Source organism: Dyella sp., assembly GCF_035486915.1.
Classification (GTDB): domain Bacteria; phylum Pseudomonadota; class Gammaproteobacteria; order Xanthomonadales; family Rhodanobacteraceae; genus Dyella_B.
In genome coordinates this window covers 1-22,251 of sequence record NZ_DATHMR010000126.1, presented here as the reverse complement: position 1 = coordinate 22,251, position 22,251 = coordinate 1, and the positions used below count along the sequence as shown (strand labels likewise).

Annotated in this window: 26 protein-coding genes and 1 tRNA gene; 5 read left to right on the top strand and 22 right to left on the bottom strand. The window is 59.6% G+C overall.

Translation table 11 applies throughout. The features are described from left to right. From VK725_RS09790 to VK725_RS09775, 4 genes are all read right to left on the bottom strand, one after another. Positions 1-435, bottom strand: a complete 435-nt coding sequence (locus VK725_RS09790) for a phosphotransferase (protein ID WP_325317865.1) — start codon at positions 433-435, stop codon at positions 1-3. A 2-nt stretch (positions 436-437) separates the two neighbouring features. Continuing rightward, entirely contained in the window at positions 438-1,388 is a 951-nt protein-coding gene (locus VK725_RS09785; RefSeq protein ID WP_325317864.1) for an acyltransferase, read from the bottom strand. After that, a complete protein-coding gene (locus tag VK725_RS09780) occupies positions 1,385-1,699 on the bottom strand; it encodes a hydroxymyristoyl-ACP dehydratase (protein ID WP_325317863.1) in 315 nt (104 codons plus the stop codon). Before VK725_RS09780 ends, VK725_RS09785 begins: the two co-directional genes overlap by 4 nt. A 68-nt stretch (positions 1,700-1,767) precedes the next feature. Beyond that, positions 1,768-2,037 carry a phosphopantetheine-binding protein gene (locus tag VK725_RS09775; RefSeq protein ID WP_325317862.1) on the bottom strand — a complete coding sequence of 90 codons (270 nt, stop codon included), beginning with the start codon at positions 2,035-2,037 and terminating at the stop codon, positions 1,768-1,770. A 92-nt stretch (positions 2,038-2,129) separates the two neighbouring features. Between VK725_RS09775 and VK725_RS09770 the strand changes: the two genes are divergently transcribed. Continuing rightward, positions 2,130-3,125, top strand: coding sequence for a pteridine-dependent deoxygenase (locus VK725_RS09770; protein WP_325317861.1), 996 nt, complete (start codon positions 2,130-2,132; stop codon positions 3,123-3,125). A gap of 18 nt (positions 3,126-3,143) precedes the next feature. Here VK725_RS09770 and glmU read toward each other — a convergent pair whose 3' ends face one another. The 18 genes from glmU to VK725_RS09680 form a co-directional block, all read right to left on the bottom strand. After that, positions 3,144-4,514, bottom strand: coding sequence for a bifunctional UDP-N-acetylglucosamine diphosphorylase/glucosamine-1-phosphate N-acetyltransferase GlmU (glmU, locus tag VK725_RS09765; protein ID WP_325317860.1), 1,371 nt, complete (start codon positions 4,512-4,514; stop codon positions 3,144-3,146). A 191-nt stretch (positions 4,515-4,705) separates the two neighbouring features. Beyond that, a complete protein-coding gene (locus VK725_RS09760) occupies positions 4,706-5,128 on the bottom strand; it encodes a F0F1 ATP synthase subunit epsilon (RefSeq protein WP_325317859.1) in 423 nt (140 codons plus the stop codon). 93 nt (positions 5,129-5,221) lie between these two features. Then, the gene (gene atpD, locus VK725_RS09755) at positions 5,222-6,655 is read right to left on the bottom strand and encodes a F0F1 ATP synthase subunit beta (protein WP_325317858.1); all 1,434 of its coding nucleotides are present in this window, start codon (positions 6,653-6,655) and stop codon (positions 5,222-5,224) included. A gap of 88 nt (positions 6,656-6,743) precedes the next feature. Continuing rightward, positions 6,744-7,643, bottom strand: a complete 900-nt coding sequence (gene atpG / locus VK725_RS09750) for a F0F1 ATP synthase subunit gamma (RefSeq protein ID WP_325317857.1) — start codon at positions 7,641-7,643, stop codon at positions 6,744-6,746. A 93-nt stretch (positions 7,644-7,736) separates the two neighbouring features. Further along, positions 7,737-9,287, bottom strand: coding sequence for a F0F1 ATP synthase subunit alpha (atpA, locus tag VK725_RS09745; protein ID WP_325317856.1), 1,551 nt, complete (start codon positions 9,285-9,287; stop codon positions 7,737-7,739). A 98-nt stretch (positions 9,288-9,385) separates the two neighbouring features. Next, entirely contained in the window at positions 9,386-9,922 is a 537-nt protein-coding gene (locus VK725_RS09740) for a F0F1 ATP synthase subunit delta (RefSeq protein WP_325317855.1), read from the bottom strand. Positions 9,923-9,925: 3 nt separating this feature from the next. Beyond that, the gene (locus tag VK725_RS09735; protein WP_325317854.1) at positions 9,926-10,396 is read right to left on the bottom strand and encodes a F0F1 ATP synthase subunit B; all 471 of its coding nucleotides are present in this window, start codon (positions 10,394-10,396) and stop codon (positions 9,926-9,928) included. Positions 10,397-10,479: 83 nt separating this feature from the next. Beyond that, positions 10,480-10,767, bottom strand: coding sequence for a F0F1 ATP synthase subunit C (gene atpE / locus VK725_RS09730; RefSeq protein WP_126674005.1), 288 nt, complete (start codon positions 10,765-10,767; stop codon positions 10,480-10,482). 51 nt (positions 10,768-10,818) lie between these two features. After that, positions 10,819-11,628, bottom strand: coding sequence for a F0F1 ATP synthase subunit A (atpB, locus tag VK725_RS09725; RefSeq protein ID WP_325317853.1), 810 nt, complete (start codon positions 11,626-11,628; stop codon positions 10,819-10,821). Between the two features lie 3 nt (positions 11,629-11,631). Beyond that, the gene (locus VK725_RS09720) at positions 11,632-11,994 is read right to left on the bottom strand and encodes a hypothetical protein (protein ID WP_325317852.1); all 363 of its coding nucleotides are present in this window, start codon (positions 11,992-11,994) and stop codon (positions 11,632-11,634) included. Positions 11,995-12,201: 207 nt separating this feature from the next. Then, positions 12,202-12,594, bottom strand: a complete 393-nt coding sequence (locus VK725_RS09715; protein ID WP_325317851.1) for a phasin family protein — start codon at positions 12,592-12,594, stop codon at positions 12,202-12,204. Between the two features lie 153 nt (positions 12,595-12,747). Next, positions 12,748-13,110: a 6-carboxytetrahydropterin synthase QueD gene (queD, locus tag VK725_RS09710; protein WP_325317850.1), complete on the bottom strand. Its 363-nt coding sequence runs from the start codon at positions 13,108-13,110 to the stop codon at positions 12,748-12,750. A 59-nt stretch (positions 13,111-13,169) separates the two neighbouring features. Next, the gene (zwf, locus tag VK725_RS09705) at positions 13,170-14,606 is read right to left on the bottom strand and encodes a glucose-6-phosphate dehydrogenase (RefSeq protein ID WP_325317849.1); all 1,437 of its coding nucleotides are present in this window, start codon (positions 14,604-14,606) and stop codon (positions 13,170-13,172) included. A 3-nt stretch (positions 14,607-14,609) separates the two neighbouring features. Continuing rightward, positions 14,610-15,665, bottom strand: a complete 1,056-nt coding sequence (gene gnd / locus VK725_RS09700) for a phosphogluconate dehydrogenase (NAD(+)-dependent, decarboxylating) (protein WP_325317848.1) — start codon at positions 15,663-15,665, stop codon at positions 14,610-14,612. Beyond that, positions 15,662-17,977 carry a glucose-6-phosphate isomerase gene (gene pgi / locus VK725_RS09695; RefSeq protein WP_325317847.1) on the bottom strand — a complete coding sequence of 772 codons (2,316 nt, stop codon included), beginning with the start codon at positions 17,975-17,977 and terminating at the stop codon, positions 15,662-15,664. Before pgi ends, gnd begins: the two co-directional genes overlap by 4 nt. Beyond that, entirely contained in the window at positions 17,974-19,047 is a 1,074-nt protein-coding gene (gene tal / locus VK725_RS09690) for a transaldolase (protein ID WP_325317846.1), read from the bottom strand. The genes pgi and tal overlap by 4 nt, the downstream gene beginning before the upstream one ends. Positions 19,048-19,255: 208 nt before the next feature. Beyond that, positions 19,256-19,849, bottom strand: coding sequence for an HAD family hydrolase (locus VK725_RS09685; RefSeq protein ID WP_325317845.1), 594 nt, complete (start codon positions 19,847-19,849; stop codon positions 19,256-19,258). A gap of 157 nt (positions 19,850-20,006) precedes the next feature. Beyond that, positions 20,007-20,083 (bottom strand) — tRNA-Met (locus tag VK725_RS09680). A 187-nt stretch (positions 20,084-20,270) separates the two neighbouring features. Between VK725_RS09680 and VK725_RS09675 the strand changes: the two genes are divergently transcribed. The 4 genes from VK725_RS09675 to VK725_RS09660 all read left to right on the top strand — a co-directional run. Continuing rightward, a complete protein-coding gene (locus VK725_RS09675) occupies positions 20,271-20,813 on the top strand; it encodes an RNA pyrophosphohydrolase (RefSeq protein WP_325317844.1) in 543 nt (180 codons plus the stop codon). Positions 20,814-20,880: 67 nt separating this feature from the next. Next, positions 20,881-21,081, top strand: coding sequence for a (2Fe-2S)-binding protein (locus VK725_RS09670; protein WP_325317843.1), 201 nt, complete (start codon positions 20,881-20,883; stop codon positions 21,079-21,081). Between the two features lie 123 nt (positions 21,082-21,204). After that, a complete protein-coding gene (bfr, locus tag VK725_RS09665) occupies positions 21,205-21,675 on the top strand; it encodes a bacterioferritin (protein WP_325317842.1) in 471 nt (156 codons plus the stop codon). Positions 21,676-21,815: 140 nt separating this feature from the next. Next, the coding region (locus VK725_RS09660) for a DUF6776 family protein (protein WP_325317841.1) at positions 21,816-22,251 on the top strand (436 nt) is incomplete at its 3' end.

Genomic DNA, 22,251 nt, shown 5'->3' with positions numbered 1-22,251 from the left:
TCACGTGTCTGTATGCATCACGGCCACGCGGCCCGATGCAAGCAGTCGCTCGCCCTGTTCAACGCGGAAGATGTATTGCGCGCCGCCCTCGTCGGCGGACAAACATTCTGCATGCACATCGAGCCGGCCTTTCGACAGGTCGACATATTCCACCATAAGGCGCACGTCGCGCAGGCTCACCAGCCTCCCGGGACGCATTTTTGCCTGTGCGCGTGATATCGCCCGAAGCGCGCCGTGCACGGCTGTGGCCTGGGCACCGTATTCGGCCAGATGCACAGCGTGCAGTCCTGCAGCACTGCGTAGCGGATGGTCGTTCGACGAATGCCGGTGGCCCACAGCGTGGATGGTTGTGTCATCCCATGCGTGAACGGCGTCGATCAGCGCCATATCACCCGCATGCGGAATATAGGCCGCCCACTCCTTTTGCGTGAGCATCCTCAAACCTGTCGCACAGTGTCGGCGCGGGGCAATGCCACGGTCTCGCGATCGGTATCCTGCCGCCAGAAGTCGTAGAAGTTGAACCAGTTGTACGGATAGGCGCGTGCGTAATGTTCCAGGCGTTCGGCGTAACGACTTAGAACCTCGTCGAGCGCTTGATTGCGCGCATCGCGCGGAATCTCGATGCGTTCGGCGAAAGGCTCAAAGCTGAGGGCATAGCGGGAGCCGCCACGATAGATGCCAAAGCAAAGCATCACCGGCACCTGCAGCGTGCTGGCAAGCAGCCAAGGACCAATCGGGAACGGTGCAGGCTCGCCGAGAAAATTCACGCTGCGCAGCACTTCATGCGAACGGCCGCGATCGGCCAGCAACGCGACCATGCCACCGTTGCTGCAGGCCTCTGCGACGGCCAGCGCAATTGCCGCACCACCCTGTGAAACATCGATCACTGCCTCACCCACTTCGGGCGCCAGCAGTTCGAACAGCTCGGTCATAGCGGGTGTTTTTTGTTTGTCGAGCAGCACACGCAACGACACTTCAGGGCACCGCGCGCTGAGCGTACGCAACACTTCAAAGCTGCCTTGATGCGAACCGACGAGCAAAACGCCGCGACCTTGCGCGATATGTTCCTGCAGCAGCTCCACACCCGTCACGTCGATCTCGAATTCACGCTCGCCGTTTGCAAGCAGGAAGATGCGATCTGACAATGTCACGGCAAAGCTGTGCACGTGCTTGAGCACCTCCCACCACGTGGCCGGGCGGCCGAATGCACGTGTGAGGTATTCGCGTGACGCACGACGCTCGGCGCCGCGGCGCAGGAAGTAGTACAGCGACATCGGGTAAAGGAAGATCTGAAAAAAACGTCGCCCGCACCGCAATGCCACGTTGATCACGACGCCTATCGAGAAGCGATCGCCGCCCTCGCGTTGCTCTTGCCAGTGCCCGGTCATGGCGCACCCTCGATCACACCGCGCGCCAGCACACGTTGTTCGCGCTCAATAGCAAAACGGATGCGTCCGGCGGCTTCATCCAGTTCCAGCTCCGCCCGTTCGCCAGGTTGCAGGGGCGCGAGAAATTTCACCTCAAGCACACGCGCCAGACGCTGGTTGCGCCAATCGCGCAGGGCGTGGGCAACGTGCTCCAGCAGCACAACGCCAGGCACCAGCGGGTGGCCCGGAAAGTGTCCGGGCAAGCAGGGATGCTCCGGCGGTACGCACAGCGCCGTGCGGTAACGGGCGTCGCTCGTGTTGCGTTGATCCACTGGAATAGGGCCGTTGAGGAACGGATTCGATCATGCGGATTCGACCTGTCAGAGGCCTTAACGCAAGATCAGACGGTCCGCTCCCGTTCAACGTATTCGGAGAGCGCGTGCAAGCTGCTGAAAATGCGTTGGTTGTCCGGATGATCCGAGCGCAGTTGCAAGCCGTAGCGTTTGGACACCGCCAACGCGATTTCCAGGACATCGATCGAATCCAGACCCAGGTCGCCTCCGAACAGCGCTGCATTCGGTTCGATCTGTGAGGGATCGACCGTTTCCAGGTTCAGGGCGTCCACAATCAGGACAGCCAGTTCATGTTCGGCTGCGGTCTGCGTGACCATGCGTGTTTCGATGCTCCGGATGCACTCACCAGCCCCCGGCTGGGGCGGCCGGCCAGTGTAACATAGGGGTCCTGTCGTTCCTGGTTGCAAGCATGGTTCAAGGAAGCGAAAACCTGCAGATCGAGCCCGGCCTGCCGCGTAGTCCGCGCGTCACTTATCGCATGGCCGACCCAGGCACGGCGCTGGATGAACCGGGTACGTTGGCCGTCTTTGGTTTCGGTGCAGGTGCACGGGGCCATGAAGACGATCCGCGCTGGTTTCGCGTGGCGCTGGAAAGCTTCGATGCGCCCGCTCCTATCGAGCTGTGGCAGGTGGATGCAGAGATTAGCTACGGTCGTCACGATGCCGTCCGCTGGTCCGCTGGTGGGGGCTGGCTATTCGCTGCGATCGAAGTGGATGAGCGCGGTGCCGGCGGCATGGAAGATGCGTCACGACAAGCGTACGCAGCACTGCGTCAATTCATGAGCGCGCGCAGCGAACGATGCGTGCTGCGCATCTGGAATTACATCGCCCACATCAACGATGGCGAAGGCGATGCCGAGCGCTACAAGCAATTTTGCGACGGTCGCGCGGCGGGTCTGGACGATTTCTTTGCGGAGGGTTTTCCGGCTGCCACGGCCATCGGTCATCACCACGACAAACACCTGTTGCAGGTCTATTTGCTGGCGGGCGTCGATACCGGTACAGCCGTTGAAAACCCGCGACAGACCAGCGCCTGGCGCTATCCTCGTCAATACGGACGTACATCGCCCGGCTTTGCCCGCGCGATGTTGATGCCGGCGCAGGACGCGTTGGCGATTTCAGGCACCGCAGCGGTGGTGGGACACGCCTCGACGCATGAAGGCGACGTCGAAGCGCAGCTCAACGAAACGCTCACCAACCTTGAAGCGTTGCTTGCCAGCGCCGACATGCCCGCGGGTTTCGACACGCATTCGCCGCTGAAAGCCTATGTACGTCACGCTACCGACGCTACGCGCGTGTGGGAGATTCTGCAGCGGCGATTGCCGGGTGTACCGGTGCTGCTGATGCACGGCGATATTTGCCGCCGCGAATTGCTGGTGGAAATCGACGGATGGCGCTTTAGCTAGAAGCACCACTTGTTTTGGTCAGGGCTTCTTTTCAGGCCTTTTCCAACCAGCAAGCGTCGATTGACGTGCGCGCGCCACGGTGAGCTCGCCGGCTGGCGCATCTTTCGTGATGACGGACCCGGCGCCGATGGTCGCCTGCGCACCTACGGTAACGGGCGCCACCAACGCAGTGTTGGAACCGATGAATACGTTATCTTCGATGTAGGTCACAAACTTGTTGATGCCATCGTAATTGCACGTAATCGTGCCCGCACCCACGTTGACGTTGCGGCCAATCACTGTGTCGCCAAGATACGAAAGGTGATTGGCTTTGCTGTTTTCCCCGATCGTCGCTTTCTTGGTTTCAACGAAGTTGCCTACGTGCACGCCTGACGCCAATTCCGTTCCCGGACGCAAGCGTGCGAAGGGACCAATGATGCACGGGCCGTGCGTCACGACACCGTCGAGATCGCAATGCGCTTGTACGACGGTACCGGCCGCGAGTTTTGCATCGCGAATGCGACAAAACGGACCGATGCGCACGCCTTCGCCCAGTTGCACGTGTCCTTCGAGAATCACGTCGATATCGATATCGACATCGCAACCCGCTTCAACCGTGCCACGAACATCGATACGCGTCGGATCGGCGAGGCGCACACCGGCCATGGTCAGACTTTGCGCTTCGCGTCGACGATAAGCTGCTTCCAGCTCGGCAAGCTGCCAGGGATTATTCGCGCCAGCCGCTTCTGTCGCGTCTTCACATTCCACACTTTGCGCCGCGTGATTTTCTTCCGCAGCCATCGCAAAGATGTCGGTGAGGTAATACTCACCTTGCGCGTTGTTGCGATGGAGTTTGCTGGTCCAGCGCTTGAGCGATTGCGCTTGGGCGGCAACGATGCCCGTGTTGATGACGTTGATGGCGCGCTGCGTGTCGTCGGCGTCCTTCTCTTCGACTACTGCGCGCACCAACCCATTCCCATCGCGTAGGACGCGCCCATAACCGTGCGGATCGGGGACGCGCGTGGTAAGCAAGGAGAGCGCACCTTCCACATCCATCAAACGCCTGAGCGTCTGGGTGCTCGTCATCGGCACGTCACCGTACAAAACCAGCACCGTGGCATCGTCCGGCACATGGTTCAACGCTTGCGATACGGCATGCCCGGTTCCCAATCGATCCGCCTGGAGCACCCATTGCAAATCCGGCTGCCCGTCGAACGCCGCGAGCACCTGGTCGCCAGCATGCCCGTAGACCACGTGGATGGTATCTGGCTGAAGCGCGCGTGCCGTGGTCAACACGTGGTGCAACAGGGGCCTCCCCGCCAAAGGCATCAACACCTTGGCCTTCCTGGATTTCATGCGCTTGCCCTCGCCTGCGGCGAGAACAATGACGTGGAGCGGCTGGTTCTTCATTGCCTGGATCCATCAGGGTGACGGTTGCAAGCTTAGCAGTCGGTTGTACGCACGAAACCTGCGAGCACCCCGCGCCAGGCGGATGCCACGGGGGTGTCATGCGGAATCCCTCTTCCTTTGGTGACAATCCTGACGGCGTAAACGAAAACGCCGGCGCAAGGCCGGCGTTTCGCATACAAACGAGCGGACGATCAGTGTTTGAGGTTCTTACGCAGACGTTCCAGCGCCTGCAGCTGAGCCAGCGCCTGTGCCAGCTTCGTCTGCGCTTCGGACACTTCCATCGCATCGGCGCGGCTAGAAAGGGCGTCTTCGGCTTCCTTCTTGGCGCGCTGTGCGGCCGCTTCGTCCAGATCGGCGGCGCGCACGGCCGTATCGGCCAACACCGTCACGACCTGCGGCTGCACTTCGAGAATGCCACCGGAAACGTAGAACTGCTGACGTTCGCCACCTTCCAGCACCACATCGACGTGGCCGGGCTTGAGGCGCGTGATCAGCGGCGCGTGACGAGGGGTGATACCCAACTCGCCCAGCTCTCCGGTAGCGACAACCATCACCGCTTCGCCGTGAAAGATTTCGGCTTCGGCACTGACGATGTCGCAACGAATGGTGGTCATAACTTTCTCACTTCATTCGACGTATCGAATGGAAAGGATTTCTGTCTTTCCGGGATCGTCCTGCGTGCAGGCGACCCCGGATGCGACGGTCGATCAGGCAGCCTTCTTGGCGCCCATCTCTTCGGCTTTCTTGATGGCTTCGTCGATACCGCCGACCATGTAGAACGCCTGTTCCGGCACATGGTCCACGTCACCGTCGACGATCATCTTGAAGCCGCGGATGGTTTCCTTCAGCGACACGTACTTGCCTGGCGAACCGGTAAACACTTCGGCCACGTGGAATGGCTGCGAGAAGAAGCGCTCGCACTTACGTGCGCGGTACACCACCTGCTTGTCTTCTTCGGACAGTTCGTCCATGCCGAGAATAGCGATGATGTCCTTCAGTTCCTTGTAGCGCTGCAGCATGCCCTGCACGCGACGGGCAACGTCGTAGTGCTCCGCGCCGACCACGTTCGGGTCGAGCTGGCGGCTGGTGGAATCGAGCGGATCCACGGCGGGGTAAATACCCAGCGAAGCGATGTTACGCGAGAGCACCACGGTCGCATCCAAGTGGGCGAAGGTGGTTGCCGGCGACGGGTCGGTCAGGTCGTCCGCGGGCACGTACACGGCCTGGATCGAGGTGATCGAACCGGTCTTGGTGGAGGTGATGCGTTCCTGCAGCACGCCCATTTCTTCGGCAAGCGTCGGCTGGTAACCCACGGCTGACGGCATACGGCCGAGCAGCGCGGACACTTCGGTACCGGCCAGCGTGTAGCGGTAGATGTTGTCGACGAAGAACAGCACGTCGCGGCCCTTGCCGTGTTCGTCCTTTTCGTCGCGGAAGTATTCGGCCATGGTCAGACCGGTCAGTGCCACGCGCAGACGGTTGCCCGGCGGCTCGTTCATCTGGCCATACACCATCGCCACTTTCGACTCCGGCAGGTTGTCCAACTTCACGACGCCGGCGTCCTGCATCTCATGATAGAAGTCGTTGCCTTCGCGGGTACGCTCACCCACGCCGGCGAACACCGACAGACCTGCGTGCTGGGTGGCGATGTTGTTGATCAGCTCGAGCATGTTCACGGTCTTGCCCACGCCGGCGCCACCGAACAGGCCGACCTTACCGCCCTTGGCGAACGGGCAAACCAGGTCGATCACTTTGATGCCGGTTTCGAGCAGCTCATTGGCCAACGCCTGGTCGTCATAGGACGGCGCTTCGCGGTGGATGACCCAGTGGTCCTTCGCGTCGATCGGACCGACTTCGTCGATCGGATTGCCGAGCACGTCCATGATGCGGCCGAGGGTGCCCTTGCCGACCGGCACCTTGATGCCTTCGCCGGTATTGCGCGCGACGAGACCGCGCTTCAAACCGTCGGTGGAACCGAGGGCGATCGTACGCACGACGCCGTCGCCCAGCACCTGCTGGACTTCCAGCGTGATGTTGGTGCCGTCGATCTTCAGTGCGTCATACACCTGCGGCACCTGGTCGCGTGCGAACTCGACGTCGATAACCGCGCCGATGATCTGTACAACTTTGCCCTGACTCATGGATGTGCTCCGGATGGATCTTTTAAAGTGTTTGGTTAATACAGCGCCCAACGACGGTCGCTTGAGTTAATTTTTGGCGTAGCAGTCGTTACACCGCTGCAGCGCCACCGACGATTTCAGAAATTTCCTGCGTGATCGCCGCCTGACGTGCCTTGTTGTAGCTCAACGTCAGCTCGCTGATCACCTTGGTTGCGTTGTCCGACGCCGACTTCATCGCCACCATGCGCGCCGCGTGTTCGCTGGCGAGATTTTCCAGCACGGCCTGATACACCACCGACTCGATGTAGCGCGCCAGCACGTGTTCCAACACCGAAGCCGGATCGGGTTCGTAGATGTAATCCCAATCGTGCGACTGCTCGAGTTCAACGCCAGGAACGTGCTGCGCTTCCAGCTCTGCAGCCACCGCCGGAAGCGGCAGCAGCGCGTCGATGGTTGGCTTTTGCGTCATCGTGTTGACGAAGTCGTTGTAGGCAAGGAACACGCGATCCAACTTGCCTTCGCTGAAAGAATCCAGCACGACCTTGATGACACCAATCAGTTGCTCGACTTTCGGACGATCGCCAAGATGCGTGGTGCTGCCGATCAGATTCACGCCCTTGATACGGCGAAAGAACTGCACGGCCTTCTGGCCAACCGCCACGACGTCGACCTGCACACCCTTGTCCTGCCACTCGCGAATCGCGGGCAACAGACGACGGAACAGGTTGGAGTTCAGACCGCCGCAGAGACCGCGGTCGGTGGTGACCACCACGTAGCCGACGCGTGCGATCTCTTTGCGCTCGACCAGGAACGGATGGTTGAACTCGGTGCTCGCCTGCGCGACGTGTGCGATCACCTTGCGCATCGCACGTGCATAGGGGCGCGAGGCCTTCATCAGGTCCTGCGCTTTGCGAATCTTGGAGGCCGAGACCATTTCGAGCGCGCGCGTCACTTTGCGCATGTTCTGCGTGCTCTTGATCTTGGTTTTAATTTCGCGTCCGCTTGCCACGTTTGCCTCAACCTGTTGGGTCTATGCCGATTCGGCCCTTCGACCGAGATGCGGTGCAGCCATGCGTATCGCACGACTGCACACCCTTATTGCTTACCAGCTACCGGTCTTCTTGAACTCGTCGAGGCCGCCCTTGAAGGAGGCTTCAATGTCGTTGTTCCAGTCACCGGTCGCGACGATCTTCTTCATCAAGTCGCCGTAGTTCTGGTGGAAGAAGTCGTGCAGGCCTTTTTCGAACGGCAGCACTTTGCCGACCGGCAGATCGTCCAGGTAGCCCTTTTCAGCGGCGTACACGGAGAGCGCCAACTCAGCGATGGAGAGCGGTGCGTACTGCTTCTGCTTCATCAGCTCGGTGACGCGCTGACCGCGGTCGAGCTGCGCGCGCGTTGCCGGATCGAGGTCCGAAGCGAACTGCGCGAACGCAGCCAACTCACGGTACTGAGCGAGCGCGAGCTTCACGCCGCCCGAGAGCTTCTTCACGATCTTGGTCTGCGCCGCACCACCCACGCGCGACACCGAGATACCGGCGTTCACAGCGGGACGAATACCGGCGTTGAACAAGTCGGTTTCAAGGAAGATCTGACCGTCGGTGATGGAAATCACGTTGGTCGGCACGAATGCGGACACGTCACCGGCCTGCGTTTCGATGATCGGCAGCGCGGTGAGCGAACCGGTCTTGCCCTTCACTTCGCCGTTGGTGAACTTCTCGACGTACTCTTCGGACACGCGAGCCGCGCGCTCAAGCAGACGCGAGTGCAAATAGAACACGTCGCCCGGATACGCTTCGCGGCCCGGCGGGCGCTTCAGCAGCAACGAGATCTGACGGTAAGCGACGGCCTGCTTGGACAGATCGTCATAGATGATCAGCGCGTCTTCGCCGCGGTCGCGGAAGTATTCGCCCATCGCGCAACCGGAGTACGGTGCGATGTACTGCAGCGCAGCCGACTCGGAAGCCGAAGCGACGACAACGATGGTGTTGGCCAGCGCGCCGTTCTCTTCGAGCTTGCGCACGACGTTGGCGATCGACGAACGCTTCTGACCGATAGCGACGTAGACGCACTTAATGCCGGAATCTTTCTGGTTGATGATCGCGTCGATGGCCAGCGCGGTCTTGCCGGTCTGACGGTCGCCGATGATCAGCTCGCGCTGACCGCGGCCGATCGGGATCATCGAGTCGACGGATTTGTAACCGGTCTGCACCGGCTGGTCGACCGACTTACGCCAGATCACGCCCGGCGCAACCTTCTCGATCGGCGAGGTGAGCTTGGTGGCGATCGGACCTTTGCCGTCGATCGGGTTACCCAGCGAATCGACAACGCGGCCGAGCATTTCCGGACCGACCGGCACTTCGAGAATGCGGCCGGTGGTCTTGGCGGTGTCGCCTTCGCGCAGATGCTGGTATTCACCCAGCACCACGGCGCCGACCGAGTCGCGCTCCAGGTTCAGCGCCAGCGCAAACGCGTTGCCCGGCAGTTCGATCATTTCGCCCTGCATCACATCGGCCAGGCCGTGGATGCGCACGATGCCGTCGGACACGCTGATGATCGTGCCCTCGTTGCGGGCTTCCGCGCCGAGCTTGAACTGCTCGATTCGGTTCTTGATCAGTTCGCTGATCTCGGACGGGTTCAGGGTGGAGCTGGACATGGTCGTTATCCTGAAATTTAAAAACGAGACGCTTTTCTTTAAGAGTCCGGCCATCGATGACCGGTTTTTGCTCTTCGCGAAAAGGACTTCGCGTAAAACTAATTTGTCAGTGCGCTAGCCAGGCGTTCGAGGCGACCGCGCGCGGAGCCATCGATTACTTCGCTGCCGGTATCGATCACGACGCCGCCTAGCAGCGACGGATCGACCTGCGCCTGCAGTTCGATGTCGCGCTTGAAGCGGCGCTTGAGCGAAGCCTTCAGCTGCTCGGTTTGTGCGGCATCCAGAGCCATCGCGCTGGTGACTTTCACCAGTAGCTGCGACTCGGATTCGCGCTTGTATGTCTCATACAGCGCGCCGATTTCCGGTAGCAGCGTCACGCGGCGCTTTTCAGCGAGCTGCGCTAGGAAGTTACCGAATGCACTGTCTGCTTTCGTGCCATCGGGCAGATGCAGTGCAACCACCTGTTCGGGCTTGACGCGGGGATCGGTGGTGATCGCGGCAACGCGAGGGTCTTTCGCCACTTCCGCGGCGAAAGCCAATGCCTGCGACCAGGCGCCGAGAGCACCTTCCGCCTGCGCCAGCTCGAAAGCGGCGCGGGCGTAGGGGCGAGCGAGCGTGATTGCCTGAGCTGCCATCGCTTAGATCTCTGCCGCGAGCTGGTCGAGCAAAGCCTTATGCGCAGACGGATCGATCTCGCGCTGCACGATCTTCGATGCGCCTTGCACAGCCAGTGCGCCGACGCGTTCGCGAAGTTCTTCGCGAGCGCGTTGGGCCATCGAGGCGATATCGTCCTGGGCGGCTGCCTTCTGACGATTTGCTTCGACGACCGCGTCGGCACGAGCCTTATCCATGATCTGGCCGGCCTGCTGATGGGCACGATCGATGATTTCGGCAGCCTGCTGACGCGCCTGCTTGATCTCGGCCGCCACTTTGGTGTCGGCGTCCCGAAGTTCGGCACGTGCGCGTTCGGCGGCATCAAGACCCTCGGCGATCTTGATCTGGCGCTCTTCGATGGCCTTGGAGAGATGCGGCCACACATAGCGCACGCAGAACATGATCAAGAGGGCGAAGGAGATCATCTCGCCGATCAAGGTCGCGTTGAATTCCATCGCTGCGTTACCTGTACTTGTCGATTGCTAAGAGGTGCGGTCGTACTTTCAGACCGCACCCGGAAATAAACCGCGCAGGGGGCTTAGCCGCCTACAGCAGCCTTTACGGCATTGAGCAACGGGTTGGTGAACGCGAAGAACATCGCGAGCGCCACACCGATCAGGAATGCTGCGTCGATCAGACCGGCGAGCAGGAACATACGACCCTGCAGCAGCGGGACCAACTCAGGCTGGCGAGCAGCGGCTTCGAGGAACTTCGAACCCATGATGCCGATGCCGATACAGGCGCCGAGCGCACCGAAACCGATGATCAGGCCGAGTGCGATCGCAGTGAAGCCCTGGACTTGGGCAAGGTGAGCAGCTAGTTCCACGGTGTTCTCCTCAAGAAAAGAAATGCAGTTGTTCTGACAAAAGTGAATGAATCAGTGGTGATCGTGAGCCATCGAGATATACACGATGGTGAGCACCATGAAGATGAAGGCTTGGATCGAAATGATCAGGATGTGGAAGATGCCCCAGATGGTGTAACCCACCACACCCATGCCGTAAAGCCACCAACTGCCGGCGCTGAACAGGCCGGCAATCAGCATGAAAACGAGCTCGCCAGCGTACATGTTGCCGAACAGTCGCATCGACAGACTCACCGGCTTGGAGAGCAGCTCGACGATGTTCAACAGGAAATTGGGAATCCACAATGCCGGATGCTTGCCGAACGGAGCTGTGAAAAGTTCGTGCGTGTAACCGCCAAAGCCTTTGGCCTTGAAGCTGTAGAAGATCACCAGCAGGAACACGGTGATCGACATCGCAAAGGTGAGGTTGAGGTCGGCGGTCGGCACGGATCGGAAATGGCCGATACCGAACTTCGTGGTGATCCAGGGCAGCAAATCGACCGGCAGCAGATCCATCGCATTCATCAGAAACACCCAGACGAATACGGTCAGCGCCAAGGGCCCAAGGAAGCGGCGGTCGCCGTGGAAGACGTCCTTCACCTGTCCATCGACGAATTCGAGCACGATTTCGACGAATGCCTGCCCCTTGCCCGGCACGCCCGAGGTCGCCTTACGCGCCTTGGACCAGAACCAAAAGCAGAACAGAACACCGAGCGCCAGCGAGACGGTCAACGAGTCGATATGCACCGACCAGAAGCCCCCGGGGCTCATGCGCACTGGTTTGAAGTGCTGCAAGTGGTGCGTGATGTATTCGGTAAGACCGCCCTGCGGCTCGCTTGCCATCTTTTAACCCTTGAATCTAAACGCCAGCAGATTAACCGCGTAAGCAGCCACCAGCCCCGTAATAGCGGCTAGCGGCGGCAATTTGAATTGAAACATGATCGTGATCAGCCCCCCGACGATCACGGCCCATTTCAGGACCATCCCCGTCAGCAGGCGCCACAGTGCCTCCGCACCACCAACCTGACTGAACAACCTCGTCGAGAGCAGCGCATTTCCCACCGCCACAATCGCTGCTCCCGCCGCTCCCGCTATCGCCCATCGGAACCCACGAACCGAAAAAGCGAGGCCCACAACCATGGCCGCGAATAGCTGCCAAAGCAGCAATCGCAGCGCTAGACGTCGACCGGAAGCAATACTGTTGAGCACGTGAGGTTCCCGCGGTTTTCGCAGCATTCAACACGCCACGGGTCACGATCCAATCTTTAAAAGTATATCAGCGTGACTTTTGGCCCAGCAAGCCGCAGAAACTGCGGCACGACGCCTCACGCGCACATAGAAAAAGGCCGGACACTGAGGTCCGGCCTAAGTGGGCGTAGCGCAAGGGGAGTCGCGATACGCCGTGAAGCTAAAGAATTACTTGATGGAAGCAGCTTTCTTGATGGCTTCCACCGGCGCCGAAACGACGTCCTTGGCAGCCTTCTGCTGTTCCTGGAGAAGGGCATTGAGGGACTCGGCCGTCTTCTGGGTCACTGCAACGATTTCCTTGGTCACCGAGACCGCATGCTCAGCCTGTTCACGGCTGGCGGCAGTGCCCTTTTCCCACAGACCGCGCAGCGCATCGGCGTCGCGCACTTCGGCAGCCTGGGTGAAGAAATCGGCGGTAGCCTGGACCTGCTTTTCCCATGCAGCGAGCTGCAGCTCGGCAACCTGCTCCAGACCCTTGATGGTCAGGGCGTGTGCCTTGAAGGCGTTGTCGGACAGCTGCTTAGCGAAAGCGAAGGCCTGGGTGTTGAGTTGCTGGGTCATGGCTTTGTCCCTCGGTGGGGATGAATTAGGTAGGACAAAGCCTAACAGCCAATTTTGTGCAATGCAATATATTTTTTGTGAAGACGTATGCCTGTCACAAAAAATTCAATGAATACGTTTACTTAGAGACAGAATTGTGAATTCCGCGGCGCGTCAAAAACTGGCGCGCGTGCAGCTGGCGCCTGACGTACAGGTCTCATGGACCACCACCTTATCCAAACCAGGCAGGCGCGGTTCCAGGCGTTTCCATATCCAGCGCGCGAGCATCTCGCTGGTCGGATTCTCCAACCCCTCGATATCGTTGAGGTAATGATGGTCGAGCTGCTCGTACAGCGGGGCGAAGGCCGTTTTGACGTCCGCAAAATCCATCACCCACCCAAGCTTAGGGTCGGGTTCGCCAAGCAGATGGATTTCGATGCGAAACGAGTGACCGTGCAGCCGCGCGCACTTATGCCCTTCGGGAACGTTGGGCAGGCGGTGCGCGGCTTCGATCTGGAAAATCTTGAAGATATGCATGCCGCTATTCTAACCGGCCTAACCCGCAGACCGTCCGGCAGCGCGCTCTGCCGCGCGAATCAGGTGCCGTTACGCGCAATCGAACGCCACGCCTGTCCCGGATCGAGCAAACGCTTTTGCGTCGAGGGCCCCTCAGAGCCTGCGGCATAGAAATCGGGCGCGCCGGTCTGCCATGCATCGAGCACCGGCGTCAGGATCTTCCACGCCCACTCCACCTCGTCGAAACGAAGGAAATGCCCGCGGAAGCCTTCGATCGCATCTACCAGCAGCTGCTCGTACGCTGAAAATTCGCGGTCGTGCGGCACTACGTACGGTGCAGTGAGAACAACTTGGCGGCCGGCAAGTTCAAGACCCGGACGCTTCGCGGTCACTATCAGATCCATCTGCTCGACAGGTTGAATGCGGAAAATCATCCAGTTGTTTTGCGCATGCACCGCCTTGGCCAAGCCACCTGGCACGTCGCGAAATTGCACGGCAATTTCCGAGTAGCCGCTGGCAAGCCGCTTGCCGCTGCGCAGATAAAACGGCACACCACGCCAGCGCCAGTTGTCGATCTCCAGACGCAACGCTGCGAATGTTTCCGTGCATGACGTGCGTGGAATACCCGGCTCACTGCGATAACCGACGACTTTCTTTCGCCCGATTGCTCCTGCACGGTATTGCCCGCGCACGGCATGTGCGTCGACCGTCGCCGGCGTGATCGGAATAACCGAACGCAGCACTTCCACTTTGTGATCGCGCAGTATTTCAGCATTCACCTCGGCCAGCGGCGCTATCGCCGTAAGGCTGAAAAGCTGCATCAGATGATTCTGCAGCATGTCGCGCAACGCACCCGCCTTGTCGTAATACGCGGCGCGCTTCTCGACACCCAGGGTTTCGGCGAAGGTGATTTGCACCTGCGCAATGTGCTGCGCATTCCAGACCGGTTCGATAAAACGATTGGCCATCCGGAACACAATCAGATTCTGCGTCGTCTCCTTGCCGAGGAAGTGATCGATACGCATGATCTGATCCTCCTCCCAATACGCATGCATTTCCTGACGAAGTGCCTGCGCGGAGGCGAGATCCGTACCAAAGGGTTTCTCCACCACCAGCCGTCGCCAGCCATTGCGCGGGCTCTTGGCAAAACCGGCCTCACCCAATGCTTTGGCTGCCACGCCGAACAACTGCGGTGGCAATGCGAGATAGAACAAACTGGCCGGCGCCAATTTGCTTTTCAGTTGCCCGAGCTGATCGGCTTCCAGCTCGCCACCGACATAGTCCAGCTGGCGACGAAAGCGGTTCCAGTCCGCCGTTTTGTAATTCGGCGCGAACGCCTGCAGCGCTTTCTGGATGTGCTTCTCGAAATGCTCGCGGCTCCAGAGCTCCTTGGCGTAACCCACGATGCGCAAATCGCGCGTCAGGCCAAGCGTATGCAGGCGATACAGCGCTGGCATCAGCAAGCGCTGTGTGAGGTCGCCACTGGCCCCGAGGATTACCAGCGTCATGGCAGCCATGGCTCAACCCTTTTTGTCGGCTTTGACTTCTTGGTGACCGCCAAACGCGTGGCGCATCGCGGACATGACCTTATTCGCGTAGAGATCGTTGCCTTGCGAGGTGAAACGTCCGAACAAGGCAGCGGTGAGAATCGGCACCGGCACGCCTTCATCGATGGCCGCTTGCGCCGTCCATCGACCCTCGCCGGAATCGGACACGCGACCGGTGTATTCCTTCAACGTCGAATCGCGAGCCATTTCGATGGCGGTCAGATCGAGCAGCCAGGAACCGATCACGCTGCCGCGCCGCCACAGTTCCACTACATCGCCGATGGGAAAGTCGTACTGATAGCGTTCGGGATGTTCGAGCGGCGCTGTCTCCGCATCTGCCGTACGCTGCTGCTTGCCCGCGTTTGCGTTCTGCAACACGTTCAAGCCTTCGGCATACGCGGCCATCAAGCCGTACTCAATACCGTTGTGCACCATTTTCACAAAATGGCCGGCACCGTTGGGCCCACAATACAGATAGCCTTTTTCCGCTGGCGTAGGATCGCCCGTGCGACTTTCGCTGCGCGGTGCGGCCTCGATGCCTGGCGCCAATGCGGCGAAGGCAGGTTCTTGGCGTTTATAAGCGATTTCAGGGCCGCCAATCATCTGACAATAACCGCGCTCGCGGCCCCATACGCCGCCACTCACACCGACGTCGACATACATGAGCTTGTGTTTGCCGAGCTCTTCAGCGCGACGAAGGTCTTCGACGTAATGCGAGTTGCCACCATCGATGACGGTGTCGCCCGCAGAAAGCAGCGGCGTCAGTTGATCGAGCACGGCATCGACAACCGCCGTCGGCAACATCAACCACACGGCGCGTGGCGCGCTGAGTTTCGCAACGAGGTCCTGAATCGAATCGGCTGCTGTCGCACCATGGCTCGCGGCCTCCTTGCGCGCTTCGATGTGCGTATCGAACACCACGCAATCGACGCCGGCTTCCTGCATGCGCCGCACCATGTTCAAACCCATGCGGCCCAATCCAACAAAGCCCAGCTGCAGCTTTCCCTTTTGTGTATCACCTGCGCTCATGCTTTGTTCTCCCATAAACGGAATCCACCGGCGAATGCATTGTTGTTGTCACCACGACGCACACCTTTGGGCAGCGCATCGAGTTCGCGCAAATTGCCTCCCCCGATCACGACGTAATCGGGCTCGAGAGCTGCCTGCATTTGCTTGATCACATCCAGCACATGCGCTTGCCATTTCTTCTTGCCTAGGCGCTTCAGTCCACGCTCGCCGACGTAATCTTCGAACGTCGTTTTCTTGTACGGCAGATGCGCCAGCTCCATCGGCTCGACGATGCCGTCGACGATAAACGCGGTACCCAATCCCGTACCAAGTCCAAGGAACAGCATGCGGCCGCCCTCATAGCTACCGAGCGCCTGCATCGCCGCGTCGTTGATCAGCTTGACCGGACGACCGAACGCCTTGGCGAAGTCGAAACCGACCCAACCCTTACCGAGGTTGTGTGGATCTTGTGCGATGCATTCGTGCAACAGCGGCCCGGGATAGCCAATGCTCACCGCATCGTATTTCCAGGTACGAATCAACGGGCGCAGCTGTTTGAGCATGGTCTGCGGCGTCAACGTACGACTGGATTTGATCTTCACTTCTGTCGGATTACCACTGACCATCGCTTTCACGTGGCTGCCGCCAATGTCGATCACCAGCACACTTTGCGTTGGCTTCGCCTGTGCAGGCGACGTGGTTGGCGATGTCTTGCTGCGCGCCTTGCGATACCAGCTGATGGTGGCATTGGTCGCGCTATCGTGATTGAGCGATTTGCGCGGCGATTCGATTTCATCCACCACACGCAGCGCCAATTGTTTGCCGAGCTCGACGCCCCATTGATCGAATGGATTGATGTTCCAGATCGTCGCCTGCGTAAAGACAAGATGCTCGTAGAGTGCGATCAAGCTGCCGAGTGCAGCCGGTGAAAGCCGATCGGTCAGCAACAGGGTCGACGGACGATTGCCTTCGAACACGCGGTGCGGCGCCAGCTCATCGCTGATGCCTTCATCCTTAACCTGCTTCAACGTTTTGCCGAAGGCCAGTGCTTCGGCCTGCGCGATGACGTTGGCAATCAGCAGATCATGATGACGGCCATACGGATTCAGCGACTTCGCAAAACCGATGAAGTCGCAGGGAATCAATCGCGTGCCCTGATGGATCAACTGATAGAACGAATGCTGCCCATTCGTACCGGGCTCGCCCCAGTAGATCGGCCCCGTGTCGTAATCGACGCTCGCGCCTTCCACGGTGACGTGCTTGCCGTTGGACTCCATCGTCAGCTGCTGGAGATACGCCGGGAAGCGCTTCAGATATTGCTCGTACGGAAGCACCGCGACGGTTTCGGCGCCGAAGAAATCGTTGTACCAGACGCCCAGCAATCCCATGATCACCGGCAGGTTCTTTTCCAGTGGCGTCGTGCGGAAGTGCTCGTCCATCGCGTGAAACCCCGCGAGCATGTCGCGGAAAGCGTTCGGACCGATCGCGATCATGGTCGAAAGACCGATCGCAGAATCCATCGAGTAACGCCCGCCCACCCAATCCCAGAAGCCGTACATGTGATCGGTGGAGATGCCGAACTCTTCGACCGCTTTTTCATTGGTGGAAAGCGCCACGAAGTGCTTGGCGACGGCTTTCTTGTCGCCGCCCGCTGCGGCCATCAACCAGTCGCGCGCACTGTGTGCGTTGGTCATGGTTTCCAGCGTAGTGAACGTCTTGGACGCGATGATAAAGAGCGTTTCGTCCGGACTAAAATCGTGCACCGCTTCAGCAAAGTCGGTGTAGTCCACATTGGACACGAAACGCAGCTGCAGCTTGCGGTCACTGAAGTGGCGCAAGGCTTCAAATGCCATCACCGGTCCGAGATCAGAACCGCCGATACCCACGTTGACGATGTTGCGAATCGGGCGACCTGTGAAGCCAAGCCATTTGCCTTTGCGAATCTCATCGGCGAAGGCAGCCATGCGTTTGAGCACGGTGTGAACTTCCGGCACGACATTTTCGCCATCGACCTTGATGACCTCGCGCGCCGGCGCACGCAGAGCAACATGCAGCGCCGCACGCTGCTCGGTCGTATTGACCTTCTCGCCCGCAAACATCGCATCGCGACGCGCTTCCAAACCGCATTCGCGCGCCAGTGCGAAAAGGTGCTTCAGCGTTTCATCCGTGATGCGATGCCTGGCGTAATCGAGATGCCAACCCGCGGCTTCCGCCCGGTAACGCTCGGTGCGTCCCGGATCGTCCGCGAACAGATCGCGTAGATGGTGCTTTGCTATGTCGGGCTGATGTTTTTCCAGTGCACGCCACGCCTTCTTCTCGCGCAGTGCACTCATGCGGCAGCCCCCATGCGCGCGCTGACGGTGTCGAGCAACTCGTGCCACGACTTCACGAACGAATCGGCGCCTTCTTTCTGCAGCACTTGCCCCGTGGGTTCGACTTGAATGCCTGCAGCCTCGAAACGCGCGAGCGTGGCGGCGATACTTGGATCATCCAGCGTCATCAGATGCTCGGCTTTGCCGTGATCGGCGAAGGCATGCAGCGTTTTTTCCGGCATTGTATTGACGGTAAGCGGCGCGATCAGGTTTTCGATGTAGAGCACATCGCTGGCCTTCGGATCTTTGGTGCCGGTGCTTGCCCACAACAGACGCTGCGGTCGCGCACCTGCATTCATCAAGCGCTGCAGACGCGGCGAATCGAGCAGCTTGCGATACTTCGCATAGATCAGGCCGCACACGGCAAAACCTAACTTGTTGTGCAGTTCGGCGCCCACCTTGTCGGCAACTTTCACATCCCAGCGGCTGATGAATACCGACGCGACCGACGTTACGTTCAAATCCATACCTGCTGCATGACGACGTTCCAGACCGCGCAACCATGCGTCCGCCGCAGCTTGATATTGTTCCGGCGAGAACAGCAGCGTCACGTTGATCGACACACCACGGAAAATCAGTTCCTCGATGGCGCCCACACCCGCGGGCGTCCCCGGCACTTTGATGAAGAGGTTGTGTGCGCCTGCTTCTTTATGCAGCGCGACAGCTTGTTCGATCGTAGCGGTAGTGTCATCGGCCAGCAGCGGCGACACTTCCAGCGACACCCAGCCATCCACGCCGTTCGTGCGCTGATAAACCGGCTCGAAAATCTCTGCGGCCCGACGCAAATCGTCGATCGCCAGCTTAAAGAACACCTGCTCTGGGTCCGTGTGACCCGCCTGCCGAATCGACGCGTCGTATTCCTTACCGGATTTGATCGCCTGCGCGAAGATCGTTGGGTTGGAGGTAAGACCCGTTACCGTTTTCTGATCGCGGTAACCGATCAAGGTGCCATCACTCAGAATGCTGCGCGTGATGTTGTCCAACCAGAGGCTCTGGCCGAGCCCATTAAGCGTGCGGGTCGGGTTTTCCATTGCAGAACTCCTTACTTAGGGGTGAGCGAACCGGTCATGCCTGGGGTATGCATATCCGTTTGCCGGTTCGCGAAGATGTAGAGGTGCAGGGGCTGCTTGTTTAAGTCTCGCCATCGGCCAGCCTATCAAGTCAGATGTAATCATCTGATGACCGTTGAGACTAAGCGGCGGGGACTTTGCGAAGTGGGCGGGATGCAGGGGCAACGCGCTAGGCGACCTCCTGCCAACGGTAGAACTTTTTGTGGGCGATGCTGAGCAAGTCGAAGTCTTCCGTGGTATCGCCGCAAGCGTAAACCACCGGAAAATCATCGAGTTTGCATGTTTCGCGCACACGCCTGGGTTTCTCCGCACCGACACACTGGGCGCCACGAAAGCGGCCGGTGAGACGCCCATTCTCAACCTCTAGACTGGAGCAGATCAAATCCACGTCGTGCTTGCGGCACCAGTGCCTCAGATAGACATCCAGCGCACCGGACACGACCATCACCACGTCGCCCTGGGCCTTGTGCCAGCGAATTCTCTCCAGCGCCATGGGACGAAGCGCGTCGGGCAATACATCGTCACTGAATTGTTTGCCGATTTTTTCAAAGCGATCGGCGCGCACACCGCTGAAGCCGAAGTTGACGATGTGACGGCGAATCGTCGAGCCGGAGACGACGCCAAGCTTGTAACCCAGCACCATCGGCGCAAAAACCAGGCTACCCACGAGCAATCGGCGTTTGGACACAGCGAAACGCATGAAGTCCGGGAACATTTCCCTGGTAGTGATCGTGCCGTCGAAATCGAACAGGGCGAGATTCATGCCGCGGCAACTTCCTTAGCAGTGGAATGCAAAGTGATACCGGGATGCGCCGCATGAGGCAATCTTTCTTCGGCGAGTGCCGAAAAACGCACAACACGTCGCAGCGCCAAAAGGGCGCTGAAACGACGTAGTTGGGGCACACCAGATGGTGGCGAGATGGTGGCTATGGGTGGACTCGAACCACCGACCCCAGCATTATGAGTGCTGTGCTCTAACCGGCTGAGCTACATAGCCATTGGGGTGCGCCGTCCGAAAGGCTCGGATCGGGCTGGATTCAGGCGGGGCCCGGCAGTTTAATCATGCGGCCCTTACTGTTCAAGTGGTTGGCTTGCCCCCACTTTGTAGGCTGTGGTTGAATCGATCCCAGGTCGTAAGCGCTTACGCCATGGTAGGCCGCGCTGAAGAGACCCGAGGAGGCTGGATGATTGACGTTGATGGCTACCGTCCGAATGTTGGCATCGTTCTGCTGAATGCAGACGGCCGGCTGTTCTGGGCGCGCCGCGTCCATCGCGACGGCTGGCAGTTTCCCCAGGGCGGCATGCGCAGCGACGAGACGCCGCTGGAGGCCATGTACCGGGAGCTGCAGGAAGAAACCGGCCTGTGCGCCGAACATGTCGAGGTGCTGGCAGCTACCCGCGGCTGGCTGCGCTACAAGCTCCCGAGCCGCTATATCCGCCATCACCAGCACCCCACCTGCATCGGCCAGAAGCAGGTCTGGTTCCTGTTGAAGCTGGTGAGCGGGGAAGACTCGCTGTGCCTGAATGCCTGCGAGAAGCCGGAATTCGACCTCTGGCGCTGGGTGGATTTCTGGTACCCGGCCGCGCATGTAGTTAATTTCAAACGAGATGTTTACCACCGGGCGCTACGTCATTTCGCCCCGCTGGTGGAAAGCATGCTGAGCATCGAGCTGGGGCCGCAGCCCCAATCGCGCGGCTCCGGCCGCAACAAGCGCGCTGCTGCCTGAATGTCCGGTTCGGGCTTAACCGAACAATTGTTGACAATCATTCGCATTCGCACTGACAATAGGTGCCATGTACATCTGTCTGTGCAACGCCGTTACCGACCACGACATCCGTCGCGCTGCTGCGGACGGGGTGCGTAGCTTTGCCGAACTGCAGACCCGCACGGGTTGCTCCGATTGCTGTGGCTGCTGCGAATCCGAAGCGCGCACGACGCTGGATGAAGCCGTCGCGCAGGTCGCGTTCGATCTGCCCATCCTGGTCGCTGCCTGATATCGCCGATACCGAACGCCACCCTTCGCGGTGGCGTTTTTGCGTGCGCGACGTATTCGTATTGCACCCACTCTCACGCAGAATCCGTATAGTTCAGACTTCGCCAACATACGGAGAGCCACCATGAAGGGTGACGCGAAGGTCATCGAGTTCCTCAACAAGGTGCTCTACAACGAATTGACGGCGATCAACCAGTATTTCTTGCACTACCGCATGTTCAAGAACTGGGGCTACGGCGAACTGGCCGAGCACGAGTACAAAGAGTCGATCGAGGAAATGAAGCACGCCGATCGTCTGATCGAGCGCATCCTTTTCCTCGAAGGCCTGCCCAACCTGCAGCATCTGGGCAAGCTGCGCATTGGCGAAAACGTACTCGAGTGCATCCAGGGCGATCTGGATCTCGAATTGGCTGCCGCGAAAGACCTGCGCGCTGCGATCGGTTACAGCGAAACCGTTTCCGATTACGTCAGCCGCGACATGTTCCGCACCATCCTGCACGACGAAGAAGAACACATCGATTGGCTGGAGACGCAGCTGAGCCTGGTCAAGGACATCGGCGCAGAGCGTTACCTGCAGTCGAAGATGGAGAGTTAGCGCCATACTTGTTGTCTTAAAGTTAAGCGCTGCGGCATCGCAGCGCACCAACGCGAACGCACCCACAAGTTACGGTCTCTTTCCTTGACGTTTTCGTCACGGGCGGGCTATATCCCTCCCTTTTCCCGGAAAGACCGCGCATGGCTTCCCGCCCACCACCGCGCTACGTCGTACGCCCGCACGACGCTGCCAGTCAGCGTCGCAAGGTGCTGTGGCTGGGTGCGGCGTGGCTGGGCAGCGTGTTACTGGCGGCGGCGATCGTGGGCTTGTTTGTCGGCGCCTGGAAAGGCGTGGTGCCGCGCATTTCGGATCGGCGCGCGTTGAGCGCACTCACCACGCAGAACGAAGATTTGAAACAACAGGTCGCCAATCTGCAACGCTCGCAACAGGTGAACGATGTCGCCACCAAGGCGCTGCGTCAGACCATTTCCGAACGCGATGAAGAAATCAGCGGCCTGCGCGCGGATCTCAGTTTCTATTCCCGCCTCGTCGGCGGCGACGCGCAACGCGAAGGCCTGAAGGTGCAGGAAGTTTCGCTGCAGGCGGTTCCGCATTCGCAGGCGTGGAACCTCACCG

Coding starts and splice junctions, on each gene's coding strand:
- tal (WP_325317846.1), bottom strand. CDS start 19,047: ATGGAAAACCCGACCCGCACGCTTAATGGGCTCGGCCAGAGCCTCTGG.
- VK725_RS09790 (WP_325317865.1), bottom strand. CDS start 435: ATGCTCACGCAAAAGGAGTGGGCGGCCTATATTCCGCATGCGGGTGAT.
- atpB (WP_325317853.1), bottom strand. CDS start 11,628: ATGGCAAGCGAGCCGCAGGGCGGTCTTACCGAATACATCACGCACCAC.
- VK725_RS09735 (WP_325317854.1), bottom strand. CDS start 10,396: ATGGAATTCAACGCGACCTTGATCGGCGAGATGATCTCCTTCGCCCTC.
- zwf (WP_325317849.1), bottom strand. CDS start 14,606: ATGGCTGCCATGACGCTGGTAATCCTCGGGGCCAGTGGCGACCTCACA.
- VK725_RS09740 (WP_325317855.1), bottom strand. CDS start 9,922: ATGGCAGCTCAGGCAATCACGCTCGCTCGCCCCTACGCCCGCGCCGCT.
- VK725_RS09675 (WP_325317844.1), top strand. CDS start 20,271: ATGATTGACGTTGATGGCTACCGTCCGAATGTTGGCATCGTTCTGCTG.
- atpA (WP_325317856.1), bottom strand. CDS start 9,287: ATGTCCAGCTCCACCCTGAACCCGTCCGAGATCAGCGAACTGATCAAG.
- VK725_RS09760 (WP_325317859.1), bottom strand. CDS start 5,128: ATGACCACCATTCGTTGCGACATCGTCAGTGCCGAAGCCGAAATCTTT.
- atpD (WP_325317858.1), bottom strand. CDS start 6,655: ATGAGTCAGGGCAAAGTTGTACAGATCATCGGCGCGGTTATCGACGTC.
- VK725_RS09685 (WP_325317845.1), bottom strand. CDS start 19,849: ATGAATCTCGCCCTGTTCGATTTCGACGGCACGATCACTACCAGGGAA.
- glmU (WP_325317860.1), bottom strand. CDS start 4,514: ATGAAGAACCAGCCGCTCCACGTCATTGTTCTCGCCGCAGGCGAGGGC.
- gnd (WP_325317848.1), bottom strand. CDS start 15,665: ATGAGCGCAGGTGATACACAAAAGGGAAAGCTGCAGCTGGGCTTTGTT.
- queD (WP_325317850.1), bottom strand. CDS start 13,110: ATGCATATCTTCAAGATTTTCCAGATCGAAGCCGCGCACCGCCTGCCC.
- VK725_RS09670 (WP_325317843.1), top strand. CDS start 20,881: ATGTACATCTGTCTGTGCAACGCCGTTACCGACCACGACATCCGTCGC.
- pgi (WP_325317847.1), bottom strand. CDS start 17,977: ATGAGTGCACTGCGCGAGAAGAAGGCGTGGCGTGCACTGGAAAAACAT.
- bfr (WP_325317842.1), top strand. CDS start 21,205: ATGAAGGGTGACGCGAAGGTCATCGAGTTCCTCAACAAGGTGCTCTAC.
- VK725_RS09775 (WP_325317862.1), bottom strand. CDS start 2,037: ATGGTCACGCAGACCGCAGCCGAACATGAACTGGCTGTCCTGATTGTG.
- VK725_RS09785 (WP_325317864.1), bottom strand. CDS start 1,388: ATGACCGGGCACTGGCAAGAGCAACGCGAGGGCGGCGATCGCTTCTCG.
- VK725_RS09770 (WP_325317861.1), top strand. CDS start 2,130: ATGGTTCAAGGAAGCGAAAACCTGCAGATCGAGCCCGGCCTGCCGCGT.
- VK725_RS09715 (WP_325317851.1), bottom strand. CDS start 12,594: ATGACCCAGCAACTCAACACCCAGGCCTTCGCTTTCGCTAAGCAGCTG.